Below are 12,235 nucleotides of genomic sequence, written 5' to 3'. Positions count from 1 at the left end.
TTCTCCCTTGGTCATTTGTCGCCCGCGCCGACCAAGCCCTGCGCCCACAGCGCGAACCGGTCCCAGGTGTCGGCGGCCCAGGCGACGGCGTCGGTGCCGGTGTTGGAGGCGAGCAGCACCACGATCACCGCGATCAGGGCGGCAAGTACCACCAGCGCGATGCCGATGCCGGACACCCGGTTTCGGTACAGCGTGGCGACGGCCTTGGCGTCCATCAGCTTGGTGCCGAGCTTGAGCCTGGTGAGGAAGGTCGCCGGGTTGCTCTCGCGGCGGCTGCGGTCGAAGAAGTCGTCGAGCGTGGCGGCCGCGCCCGCGGTGACGATCAGCGACGCGCCGTGATGGTGTGCCAGCAGCAGCGCCAGATCGGCGGGTGCGCCGGAGGACGGGAAGGTGGTCGCGCCGATGCCGAGATCCTGGATGCGGTCCAGGCCCTTGGCGTGGCCGTCGGTGTCGGCGGGCAGGATCACCTCGGCACCGCATTTCAGGGTGGCGGAGGTGATCTCGTCCGGATCGCCGACGATGAGGTCGGGGCGGTAGCCCTGCTTCATCAGGGTGTCCGCGCCGCGGCCGACGCCGACCATGATCGGCACGTACTCCTTGATGAACGGCTTGAGCCGCTTCAGGTCCTCGGCGTGGTCGGGGCCGTCGGCGACCACCACCACGTGCCGATGCTTCATCGATAGCTCCAGCTCCGGTACGCCGATGCCGTCGATCAGCAGCGCGCTCTCGGTGCGGATGAACTCGATGGTGTTGCCCGCGAACGCCTCCAGATGATCGGCCAGCCCGTTGCGCGCCTCGATCATCCGTTCGGCGATATCGGAATCGGTGAGCTCGATGCCCTTGACCAGGACCTCGGGCTCCTTCTTGATCACCTTGTCGGCGTAGATGACGCCCTCGTCGATGCGGACCTTGACGCCGTCCTTGATCTTGCTGAACGCGTCCGAACTCACCGTGTCCAGCAGCAGGATGTTGTTCGCCACCAGCACTTCCGGGCCCAGATTGGGATAGCGGCCGGAGATCGATGGCGAGGTGTTGATCACCGCGACCACCCCCGCCTCGACCAGCCGATCGGCGGTGAGCCGGTCCAGGTCCATCTCGTCGAGCACGACGACATCGCCTGGTCCGACGCGTTTCAACAGGCGCCGGGTGTTGCGATCCACTCGGGCTATCCCGGAGAGGCCGGGCAGCGTTTCGGTGTTCCTCGACAACAACGCCAGCATCTTCATGGCCTCGATGCTGCCCGCAAACCCTCAACCGTTGGTGGAGGCGCGCCGTCGGCCTACCACATACATCACTGTGACAACAGTGACACGATGTACGACACGCGGAAGAACTCGTTGCAGCGTGTCAAACGTGGCGGGCGTCACAAAAGGCCCGCTAATTCGCGCGCCTAACGAGCGATACCGCTACCGTTTCGTTACCGTCGACCAGCCCGACGACATCTCGACGTGACGTGACAAAGGACGACTGCGTGATGTGCCTCGAAATAGCCAGGGAAACGGGGCTTTTGCGCCGAAGACCAGACATTTCTCCGATAACGCCAGCTTATGGACATTGCCGACAAATGCGGTCGAGCCGATGAGCAGGCATCGGACTCTTGCTGCCGATCGGCGATTTGCGGCCGATCTGCGCAATTCAGACAGCGGTCAGCAAAGTTATAGCTACTCACCGGGCGCGGTCGATTCGTGGCCGTCACCGGGGGAACCGTGGTCGCCGGAGGAGCAGTGGTCGGTCGAGCACCAGTGGGCACCGGACGATCAGTGGGCGCGGCCCGCGGATCAGTGGCCATCGGCGGTGGATCAACGAGGACATTCGGGCGATCGGTGGCCGTCGGCGGATCCGCGGCCGCAATCAGGCAATTCGTGGCCGTCCACCGGTCAGCGGACCCGGCCGGGCAATGCGTGGCCATCCACGGATCAGCGGACACGGCCCCGTGATTCGTGGCCGCCCGCCGAGCAGCAGCCGCTGTCGGACGATTCGTGGGCGTCCGAGGATCAGTGGGCACAGTCGAGTGACGAGTGGGTGCGGTCGAATGATGCGTGGGTGCGGTCCGCCGACGCCCAGCCGTCGGCAGATCCACAGCCATCGTCGGTCGCGAATCTTCCGGTTCCCCGTAAGCGCCGCGGCGGCAGGCATCGCATGCCCGCGCCGCCTGCCGCGCTGAAGGGCCGCGCCGCCATCATCGCGGTTGCCGCCGGTGCGCTCGTCGCCGCCGGCCAGAACATTTCGACCGGCGGCGACAAACCTCCGGTGGAAACCGTGGCCCCGATGGCGCTCGGCCAACCGCAGGCACAGCTCACCGAACCCGCCGCCACCGAGCCCGGGCTGCTCGACGAGGGCCCCCTCGACCTCGGCCAATTCAGCGACATCCTGAGCAACGGCAGCAAGGTCGCCGACGAGATGTCGGCCGAGGCCGCCGCGAAACTGCGCCCGCTGTTCATGAAGTTCACCTCCGGCACCTTCACCTCCGGCTACGGAATGCGCTGGGGCGCGCTGCATCCGGGCGTGGACATCGCCGCACCCATCGGCACCCCGATCGTCGCCGTGGAGGACGGCACCGTCATCAGCTCTGGCCCGGCCGCCGGATTCGGCATGTGGGTACGTCTGCTCGGCGACGACGGCACGATCACCGTGTACGGCCACATCAACACCTCACTGGTCAACGTCGGCCAGCGCGTGACGGCGGGCGACCAGATCGCCACCGTCGGCAACCGCGGCGAAGCCACCGGCCCACACTGCCACTTCGAGGTCTGGCTCAACGGCACCGACCGCATCGACCCCCTCCCCTGGCTCGCCACCCGCGGCATCGGCCTCGGACCCGAGCGCGACTGACGCGCGCTAACTCGCGAGGACGACGATAGGCGCGCTGGCGGCAGGACTGCGAGCAGTACCGATACCGGACTCTGCCTGCTCGAAGCCAGCGCGGGCGCGAGGTAGCCGACGATGCGTCGAGGCAACTGTCTGTGACACCGGTTACAGGGACACACAGCTCTCCAAGGTGATACCTATATGCTGCCCGTCACAGGTAACTCGAAGAGGAGACCCCCATGGCCAGCACGACCGTCGACGCCGTCATCGCCGCCCCGCGTGATGTGGTGTATCGGCTCTTCGCCGACCGCGAGAGCATCAGCCCGTACCTTCCGATCCAGGTCAAGCTGACCAAGCCGGGCCTGACCGAGCGCGAAGGGGTCGGCGCGCAGCACCTGCTCGGCGTCGGCCCGGTCGGTATCACCGAGGAGATCACCAAGCTGGTGCCCGGTGAGCGGATGGAATACAAGATCGTCAAGGGCGCCCCGGTGAAGCGGCACGTCGGCGTGGTGACCTTCACCGACGCCGACAACGGCACCCTCGTCTCCTACACGATGGAGTCCGAGCCGAGCCTCCCCGTGCCCGCCAAGGTCCTGGAGTTCGGCCTGAAGAACCTGATCACCCAGTTCATCAAGGCCGCGCAGAAGGCCGTGCGCTAGTTCGTCGTACCAGCCGCACACCTTCTGACTCCCCGCGCACCGACTTGCCGCGCTAACACGCGTGCGGATACCAGAAGCTGTGCGGCAGTGGACTAGACCGTCGCGCCGGACTTCTCCGCCCGGGCCAGGTCCAGGAGTTCCTCCGCGTGGGCTCGGCCGGTCTCGGTGTCGTCGAGACCGGCCAGCATGCGGGCCAATTCGATGACGCGCTCGTCCTTGGTGAGCGCGTGGACGCCGCTGTTGACCTTGCCCTTGCCGTCGTCGGACTTGTCGACCACCAGGTGGGTGTCGGCGAAGGCCGCGACCTGGGGCAGGTGGGTTACCACGATGACCTGATGGGTGCGGGCCAGGCGAGCCAGGCGACGGCCGATCTCGACCGCGGCACGGCCGCCGACACCGGCGTCGACCTCGTCGAACACCATGGTCGCGCCGTGATCGGAGCTGGCGAGCACGACCTCGAGGGCCAGCATCACCCGGGAGAGCTCACCGCCGGATGCGCTCTTACTCAACGGAAGTGACTGCGCACCGGAGTGCGCGGACAACCGGAATTCCACCTCATCGATGCCGGCCGACCCGGCGTGCACGTCTTGTCCGTCGATGTTCAGCGGCGCGGAGTCCTGCGGCCCCGCGGGCATCGGCCGAACCTCGACCTCGAGCCTGGCCTTACCCATGGCCAGACCACCCAATTCGGCGCTCACCGCCGACCCGAGCTTGCCCGCGGCCTTCTTACGCGCCGCACTCAATTTGCGCGCCGCCTCCCGGACCCGCTCGGCCGCGATATCGACCTCGGCCGCCAACGCCGCCAGGGTTTCCTCGGACACGTCGAGCGAGCCGAGCTTGGCCCGTGCGTCGTCGGCCCAGGCGATCACGCCGTCGATGTCGGGCGCGTACTTGCGGGTCAACGACTTCAGCTCGGCCTGCCTGGTGAGCAGCGAGTCGAGAGCGCCCGGGTCCGAGGGCAGATCGGACAGGTAACCGCTGAGTTCGGTGGTCAGATCCACCACCACGGCGATGGCCTCGCCGAGCCGGGGACCGAGCGCGGTCAGCGCCGGATCGTCGGCCGAGTCGATGCGGGCCAGCGCCGCACCGAGCAATTCCAGTGCGCCGGAACCCTCTTCGGGCGAGTCGACGGGACCGGCGAGCGCGTCGTGCGCGGTCGTCGCGCCCTCGCGCAGCGAATCGAGATCGCTGAGCCTGCGCACCTCGTCGACGATGCGCACGTCCTCGCCGGGTTCCGGTGCGATGGCGTCGATTTCGGTCAGCGAGTGCTGCAGCCGATCCGCCTCCTGCGCCAATTCCCTACTGCGCGCGGTCCGTTCGAGCAGCTCGGTACGGGCATCCAGCCAAGAACGGCGCTGCGCACCGTATTTGCGCAGCAGCGGGCCGACGGTGTCGGCGGCGAACTGGTCCAGCGCGGACAGCTGCTGGTCGGGGCGCTGCAACCGTAGCTGATCGTTCTGACCGTGCACCGTCAGCAGCGGCGCGGTGAAATCGGCGAGCACCGCGGCAGGCACGCCGCGCCCACCCAGATGCGCGCGGGAACGGCCGTCACTGCCGACCGTGCGGATCGCGATGATGCTGCCGTCGTCATCCTGTTCGGCCGCAGCCGATTCCAGCACCTGCGTCACTTCCGCGCGGGCGGCGTCGTTCACGTCCTCGACGGTGAATCGGCCCTCCACCACCGCGCGGGCGGCCCCGAGCCGAACCCGGCCCGCATCGGCTCGCGCACCACTCAGCAGGTGCAGACTGGTGACCACCATGGTCTTACCGGCACCGGTCTCGCCGGTGAGAACAGTGAGACCCTCGTGGAATTGCGCAGTGGCCGTGGATATAACGCCAAGGCCATCAATCCTGATCTCTGTCAGCACTGGTTCTCTCCGTTCGCCGCCGGCCACGCCAGCCTGTCACGGGCAATTGGAACTTGCGCACCATCCGATCCGCGAACGGCGCGGAGTCGAGCCGCACCCACTGCACCGGTCGTGCGCCACGGACCGCCTCCAGGCGACCGCCACGCGGCAGCTCGATGCTGCGCCTGCCATCCAGGAAAACTACCGCATCGTGGCCGGTCGCCACGCATTCCACGGCGATCCGCGAGGCCGGGCTGGTCACCAGCGGACGCGCGAACAACGCGTGCGCATTGCTCGGAACCACCAGCAGCGCTTCGAGTTCCGGCCACACCACCGGACCACCCGCGGAAAACGCGTACGCGGTGGAACCGGTGGGGGTGGAGATCAGGATACCGTCGCAGCCGAACGCCGACACCGGCCGGCCGTCCACCTCGAGCACCAACTCCAGTACGCCTGTCCGCGAGGCGTTTTCGATGCTGCCCTCGTTGAGCGCCCAGCCGGTCCGCACCACCTCGTCGTCCACTCGGACGGTGAAGTCGATGGTCATCCGCTGCTCGATGCGATAGTCGCCGCGAACCACGTGTGCCAGTGCGTCATCCAGGTTCTCCGCCTCGGCCTCGGTCAGAAAACCGACGCGGCCCAGGTTGATACCCAACACGGGCACCCCGGCCGGGCGGGCGAGTTCGGCGGCGCGCAGGAAGGTGCCGTCGCCACCGAGCACCAGCACCATCTCGCAGCCGACCGCGGCATCGGGGCCGTGCTCGACCACCCGCACCGGATAGCCGCCCGGCTCGGCCTCGAACCGGGTGTCCACGGCCTCGTCGGCCAGCACCCGCAGGCAGATGCCCGCGTCGGCGAAGATCTTCGCCACCCGATGGGCGGTCTCGATGATCTCCGCCCGGCCCGGATGCGACACCAGCAGGATCTCCCGGCCATCGCACCTGGTCGCGTTCACTGTGGACCCTCCTCAACCGCACGCTCGACGAGAGCAGCGACTCGCTCACCGTCGTCTTCCGGCTGCCCGTCCTTGCGCAGCCATACGAAGTATTCGACATTGCCCGAGGGGCCCGGCAACGGGCTCGCCACTACGGCCTCGGTGCGCAGACCCAACGCCGCGCCCGCGGCCGCGACATCGCGGACCGCCTCGGCGCGCAGCGCCGGGTCACGCACCACGCCACCTGTGCCGACCCGGTCCTTGCCGACCTCGAACTGGGGTTTCACCATCGGCAGCAGATCACCACCCGGCGCGGTGCACGCCGCCAGCGCGGGCAACACCAGGGCGAGTGAGATGAACGACAGATCGCCGACGACCAACTCGACTGTGCCGCCGATGGTTTCGGTAGTGAGGTTGCGCACGTTGGTGCGATCCACCACCCGCACCCGGTCGTCGTTCTGCAGGCGCCAGATCAGCTGGCCGTAGCCGACGTCCACCGCGATCACCTCGCTGGCCTCGCGGGAGAGCAGCACGTCGGTGAAGCCGCCGGTGGACGCGCCCGCGTCGAGGCAGCGTTTGCCCGCGATGGTGAGTCCGGCGGGCTCGAACGCCGCCAGCGCGCCGAGCAGCTTGTGTGCGCCGCGCGAGGCCCAGGACACCTCATCGGGTTGTTCACGGACCAGCAGCGGTGTGCCGGCCTCAATGGCGGTCGCCGGTTTCACGGCGACCGTTCCAGCTATCAGGACGCGACCGGCGCCGATCAGCTCGACCGCGTGTTCCCGCGATCTCGCCAACCCGCGGCGAACCAGTTCGGCGTCCACGCGCGCGCGTCTGGCCACCTCAGATCTTGTCCACCGTGGCCAGTGCCTGCACGAGCACGTCGTGCGCCTGCTCCAGGATGCGGGCGCGGCGGGTGATATCCGTGCCGGATTCGGCGCCCTCGGCCGCGGTGGGCGAACCAGGCCAGCTGGTGCGCGTCGCGAGTTCGGTGAGCAGGCCGTCGATCTCGCTGCGGATGCGCTCCGGGTCGGCCGGCTCCGGGCGCCCCGGGCCGCCGGGCAGATGCTGGCCTGGCAGCGGGCCCCCGGGGCGGGGGCCGTTCGCGCCGGGCATACCGGGGCCGGAGGGGCGGGGCATGGGAGTAGTCATCGTGACGTCAACGCTATCGGATTTCCGAACCAGACGCGCGTACCGTCACGGCTCGTCCCGGGTTGCGCCGCAACCGGTCGGCCAGGTCCGCGGCGAGGTCGCTCGGGTCGGTGTCCGTTTGGGCGGGAATCGGCGGGTAGTTCAGCGCGTCCAGCGAGTCGGCGACGTAGGTGGGAATGGACTCGGCGGACGCGTCTTTCAGCTCGTCGAGGGTGCTGACGCCGGTCAGGACCAGCAGTGATTCGAGGCCGACGGTATTCGCGCCTTCGATGTCGGTGTCGAGGCGGTCGCCGACGACCAAGGCGCTGCGGGTTCCGGCGCGCACGAGGGCGTCTTCCAGCAGCGGCGCGTAGGGCTTTCCGGCGACGATCGGTTCGCGATCGGACGCGGTGCGCAAGGCCGCGACCATCGAGCCGTTGCCGGGGGCGAGGCCACGTTCGTTCGGCAAGGTCTTGTCGGTGTTGGCGGCAACCCACAGTGCGTCGGCGCGCAGGGCGTAGGCCGCTTCGGCTAGGTCGGCCCAGCAGGTTTGTGGTGAATGTCCTTGTACGACAGCGGCGGGTGGGGTGTCGCCGAAGCGGCGGATCGGGTGCAGGCCCACCGCGGTCACCTCGGCGGCGAGGTCGTCGGTGCCGATGATCAGCACGGTCGCGCCCGGCGCGAGTCGTTCGGCCAGCAGCCGTGCGGCCGCCTGCGCGCTCGTCACCACCTCATCGGTGGTCGCGCGAAAGCCGAGCTCCGCCAGATGTGCGGCGACCGTCTCCGGTGCCCTGCTCGCGTTGTTCGTGACGTACATGAGCCGCTGCGCGGCCCCGTCCTCGGCCAACGCCTCCGGCGCACCCTCGATCACCGCGTCGCCGCGATACAGGGTGCCGTCCAGATCCAGCAGCAAGGCTTCATAGCGATCTCGTAGCCGTTCCACACCACTCTCCGTCTCACCGATCGGCCCCAAGCCGAATCTCGCATCCGCCGCACCGAGGGCAGCTGCTCTCGGCCGGTCCGAGACATCCGAACACTACGCCAGCGCGCCGACAGGAAACCCACGGCACTGGCGCGACCGCACCCCCACCGCGGCGCGGAGCACCTGGATTCGCCAGAACCCAGGTTGGCCCACGACGGCGAACGGGACATGACGGCGGCTCCTCTCGCGATTCGCCGCCGTCATGTCCCGTTCGCCACGCTCTGGGTGCGGTTGAGTGCACCATTCGAGCCCTATGTATGCCAACCGCCACAACTGATTTCGCTGGTACATGGGTAACTTGCCGGGTACCGGATAACTCAACCCACCACGAAACCGGCGGCCGCCAACGTTAGGCTCCCCGCACCTCAGCCTGGCCTGAATACGCGGAGAGGCGGAGGAGACTAGCTGACGCAGTTGCCTTGGCCGTCGGCCCTTCCGGCCTTCGGCGACATGATGCCGGGGACGGAGCAATCGGCGTCCTTCGGCATCGGGACGAACTGGACTACGTCTTCGCCGGGCTTGTGGCAGGTGGCCTTGGCGGAGACGCCGCCGGGCAGGTTGATGCTTTCGGTGTATTCGAAGCCCGCGTCCGCGCAAGCCTGCTTGGCCAGCTCCCCGTAGCTGGCCGGCTCCGCGTTGGCCGAAACGGCACCCATCGCGGTCAACGCCGCGGCGGCCAAGCCGACGAATACAGTCACCCGAACACTACTCATCGTGAAATCTCCTTGAATCAGACGGTCTCGTGACGTATCGCTGACCCCACCGCGTCAGCGGGCCTACCGACGGTAGTCGGCACACCCGTGGCAATTTCGCGCCACGAGAACACTACGTTGTCGACACCAGGCTAGTTGCGCATTCCGCCGAAGAGTTCAACGGGGACAACGAATCCCGCTGAGTGGCCGAGTAAGCGAAGAAACTGGACAGCACGCTTCGGCCATGATCCCGCTTGCTGTGTGGCCCTCGAAAACTAGTGGAACAGCGCCGCCGCACGCGATTACCGTGCTGTCCAACCGAGTCGTCTAGTCGAGGACATTCCGCTGTACATCGTGTGAGACCTCCCCAGCACCGCAGCGCCGCGCGTATGCGCCGCGCTCCCTTGTGCTGTCCACCTCTCACTGAAACCGGTGTACTTCTATGCTCGAAAACTGGGTGGTCGTGCCCACCTGCCTGCCCCTCGTTCGCCGCCGTTGTCACGCGTGCTCGTCCGAGCGTTTCCGGGCCAGCGGCAACTTTCGCGTCAACGCCAACCACAAGCTCATCGACGCTTGGCTCCTCGCGCTCTGTATCGCGTGCGGGGACACTACGAAGCTGACGGTGCTGGATCGGCGGAATGTCCGCTCCATTCGACCCGAACTGCTGGACCGGCTGCATGACAACGACTCTGGCCTGACAGCAGAGCTGCTCCAGGATCCGGGCGTGCAGCGCCGTAATCGCATCACCCTCGATTGGACCAACGCTTGGCGCCTCGATACCGGCGGATCGGTTCGCCTGGACCGCGAGGCGATCGACGTCTCGGTCCGCTTCGCGGAGCGGATCCCGGCCCGGCCGGTGCGACTGATCGCCGAGGGTTTCGGTCTGTCGCGGGCTGAGGTCGAGAGACTGATCGACGAGGGGAAACTCGTTTCGGGAGTCCGCCTGTGCGGCAAGCTCTCCGGCGATTTCACCTTCACGTTCAAGCGCTGAGCGATACTCAGAGCCTGGCTAAAGCTCCAGGTCGTCGCCCGGTTGGGCGCCGCCGGTGAGTTCCTCGGCGCGTTCTTCCGCGTCGGTTTCGCCGTCGAGGTCCGCCGAGGCCGCGTTGAGGAACCAGGTCAGGCCCTCGTCGGTGCGGCCCGCGGCGACCAGCGCGTCGGCGTAGGCGTAAAACAGGCGGGCTGCGGCGGAGCCGGTCCGGGAGGGATCCAGCTCGGAGGTTTGCAGGGTCACAACGGCCTGGTCGTATTCGCCGAGGTCCATGCGAGCGCCGGCCACCACGATGCGCAGTTCGGTGGCCTCGTCGCCGGTGAGGGCGCGCGCCTCGTCACTGCGGCCGAGCTCGATCGCGCGTTCGGGGCGACCGAGGCCGCGTTCACAGTCGGCCATGACGGCGAGCAGGCCCGAGCCACCGGACATTCGGCGAGCGGTGCGCAGTTCGGACAGCGCTTCGGCCCATTCGCCCGCGTGGTAGGCGGTGACGCCCGCCGTTTCGCGGACCACGGCGATACGGCCCGCGCGTTGCCGTGCGGCACGAGCGTGCGCGAGGGCCAGGCGTGGGTCGTCCTCGATCAGCTTGGCTGCCATCACCAGATGACGAGCCACCGCTTCCGCATTGGACTTGTCCAGGCTCAACAGGTCGCGGCGAACAGCCGGTTCCAAGTCTGCCGGCTGCACGTCATCCGGGAGATCGGGCTCTTCAGGACGCGGCGGACGCCGGTCCTGCGACCGATCGCCACCCGCCCCACTGCGGGCACCTTCGCCACCGCGACGCCGATCGTCGGGTCCGTTACCCCGCGAATCGTTGCCACGATCGAAGCCGCCACGACCGCCGGAATCACCACCACGCTTGAACCCGCCACGATCGCTGGAGTCGCGCTGACCGCCAGAATCGCCGCCACGATTGAAACCACCGCGGTCGCCTGAGCCACCGCTGCGATTGAAACCGCCACGATCACCCGAGTCACTACCGCGGTTGTATACGCCGCGATCACCAGCGCCGCGCTGGCCATCTGAGTCGCCGCCACGATTGAAACCACCGCGGTCGCCTGAGCCACCGCTGCGATTGAAACCGCCACGATCACCCGAATCGCTACCGCGGTTGTATACGCCGCGATCACCAGCGCCGCGCTGGCCATCTGAGTCGCCGCCACGATTGAAACCACCGCGGTCGCCTGAGCCACCGCTGCGATTGAAACCGCCACGACTGCCCGAGTCACTGCCGCGGTTGTATACGCCGCGGTCGCCCGAACCCCCGCTTCGATCACCGGAACCGCCGGTGCGGTTGAAACCACCGCGATCACCCGAGTCACTGTCACGGTTGGAGCCGCCGCGATTGAATCCACCGCGATCACCCGCGCCGCTGTCACGACTGGAGCCGCCGCGCTCATTGGAGCCGCCACTGCGGTTGTACCCACCGCGCTCGCCAGAGCCGCTGCGGTTATCCGAGCCGCGACTGCGATCGGAGCCAGCGTCGTCACGGCGGTTGTACCCGCCGGAATCACCACGATTGTTGAAGCCGCCGCGTGAGCTCGAGTCGCCGCCACGGTTGAAGCCGCCGCGCTCGCCGGAGCCGGAACGGTCGCTGGAATTGCCGCGCTGGGCTGAGTCGCCGCGCTGGCCGAATCCACTGCGTTCGCCGGAATCGGCGCGGCGGTCTGATCCGCCGGAGCTGCTGGAGTTGCTGCTTCGTTTGAATCCGCCGCGCTGGCCGCTTTCGCGGTCGGGGCGGTTCCTGGCGGCGTCGCCGTCGGCCCCACCGCTGCCCTGAGCTGGGCGGTCGGATCCCTCGCCGCGCGGGGAGGACTTCCGGTCGTCGTTCTGTTCCGACACGGTGATCCCTTTCTGAGGTCCGCAAGAGTGGTCGGGGCCCCACAAATTCAATCACGTGTCTTGGTGGGGGCCTGACACGGCGCGTCTTGCGAGCGACCTGCAAGCAGTCGCAAGCTGATCTTTGCGAGCGACCTGCAAGCAGTCGCAAGCTGATCTTTGCGAGCGACCTGCAAGCAGTCGCAAGCGATGCCGTTTCAACACATCAAGGTGCTGAAACGACGATAGGGGACCCAGAATCTGGGTCCCCTATCGTGAAGGATGTTCCGGCGGTGTCCTACTCTCCCACACCCTGTCGAGTGCAGTACCATCGGCGCTGGCAGGCTTAGCTTCCGGGTTCGGAATGGGACCGGGC

10 protein-coding genes, 1 rRNA gene and 1 pseudogene are annotated in these 12,235 nt (G+C 67.8%); 3 read left to right on the top strand and 9 right to left on the bottom strand.

From position 1 onward, the window contains the following. Window positions 1–11: 11 nt before the first annotated feature. The gene (gene steA, locus ACIBCN_RS34900; protein WP_396996005.1) at window positions 12–1,226 is read right to left on the bottom strand and encodes a putative cytokinetic ring protein SteA; all 1,215 of its coding nucleotides are present in this window, start codon (window positions 1,224–1,226) and stop codon (window positions 12–14) included. Between the two features lie 817 nt (window positions 1,227–2,043). Here steA and ACIBCN_RS34895 point away from each other — a divergent pair. Both ACIBCN_RS34895 and ACIBCN_RS34890 read left to right on the top strand, forming a co-directional pair. Beyond that, on the top strand, window positions 2,044–2,832 hold the full coding sequence (locus ACIBCN_RS34895) for a M23 family metallopeptidase (protein ID WP_396996004.1): 789 nt from the start codon (window positions 2,044–2,046) through the stop codon (window positions 2,830–2,832). A 215-nt stretch (window positions 2,833–3,047) separates the two neighbouring features. Next, a complete protein-coding gene (locus ACIBCN_RS34890; RefSeq protein WP_396996003.1) occupies window positions 3,048–3,467 on the top strand; it encodes an SRPBCC family protein in 420 nt (139 codons plus the stop codon). A gap of 92 nt (window positions 3,468–3,559) precedes the next feature. On the opposite strand, the gene recN is transcribed toward ACIBCN_RS34890, so the two are convergent. The 6 genes from recN to ACIBCN_RS34860 form a co-directional block, all read right to left on the bottom strand. Then, complete coding sequence (recN, locus tag ACIBCN_RS34885) at window positions 3,560–5,335, bottom strand: DNA repair protein RecN (RefSeq protein ID WP_396996001.1); 1,776 nt, start codon at window positions 5,333–5,335, stop codon at window positions 3,560–3,562. Beyond that, the gene (locus ACIBCN_RS34880; RefSeq protein ID WP_396995999.1) at window positions 5,313–6,269 is read right to left on the bottom strand and encodes an NAD kinase; all 957 of its coding nucleotides are present in this window, start codon (window positions 6,267–6,269) and stop codon (window positions 5,313–5,315) included. The genes recN and ACIBCN_RS34880 overlap by 23 nt, the downstream gene beginning before the upstream one ends. Continuing rightward, the gene (locus ACIBCN_RS34875) at window positions 6,266–7,087 is read right to left on the bottom strand and encodes a TlyA family RNA methyltransferase (protein ID WP_396995998.1); all 822 of its coding nucleotides are present in this window, start codon (window positions 7,085–7,087) and stop codon (window positions 6,266–6,268) included. The genes ACIBCN_RS34880 and ACIBCN_RS34875 overlap by 4 nt, the downstream gene beginning before the upstream one ends. A 1-nt stretch (window position 7,088) precedes the next feature. Next, a complete protein-coding gene (locus tag ACIBCN_RS34870) occupies window positions 7,089–7,397 on the bottom strand; it encodes a hypothetical protein (RefSeq protein ID WP_396995996.1) in 309 nt (102 codons plus the stop codon). A 13-nt stretch (window positions 7,398–7,410) separates the two neighbouring features. After that, complete coding sequence (locus ACIBCN_RS34865) at window positions 7,411–8,319, bottom strand: HAD-IIA family hydrolase (RefSeq protein ID WP_396995995.1); 909 nt, start codon at window positions 8,317–8,319, stop codon at window positions 7,411–7,413. Window positions 8,320–8,759: 440 nt separating this feature from the next. Beyond that, entirely contained in the window at window positions 8,760–9,071 is a 312-nt protein-coding gene (locus ACIBCN_RS34860; protein ID WP_396995993.1) for a hypothetical protein, read from the bottom strand. 421 nt (window positions 9,072–9,492) lie between these two features. On the opposite strand from ACIBCN_RS34860, the gene ACIBCN_RS34855 reads away from it, so the two are divergent. Further along, window positions 9,493–10,041 carry a DUF1062 domain-containing protein gene (locus tag ACIBCN_RS34855; protein ID WP_396995991.1) on the top strand — a complete coding sequence of 183 codons (549 nt, stop codon included), beginning with the start codon at window positions 9,493–9,495 and terminating at the stop codon, window positions 10,039–10,041. A gap of 18 nt (window positions 10,042–10,059) precedes the next feature. Here ACIBCN_RS34855 and ACIBCN_RS34850 read toward each other — a convergent pair. After that, window positions 10,060–11,121: pseudogene (locus ACIBCN_RS34850) on the bottom strand (hypothetical protein); the annotation flags it as partial. A 1,023-nt stretch (window positions 11,122–12,144) separates the two neighbouring features. Then, window positions 12,145–12,235: ribosomal RNA gene (gene rrf / locus ACIBCN_RS34845) — 5S ribosomal RNA — on the bottom strand; the annotation flags it as partial.

This window comes from Nocardia sp. NPDC051052 (assembly GCF_044456045.1).
Lineage (GTDB): Bacteria > Actinomycetota > Actinomycetes > Mycobacteriales > Mycobacteriaceae > Nocardia.
The sequence above is the reverse complement of the archived record's forward strand: the minus strand, read 5'-3'. Positions and strand labels throughout refer to the sequence as shown.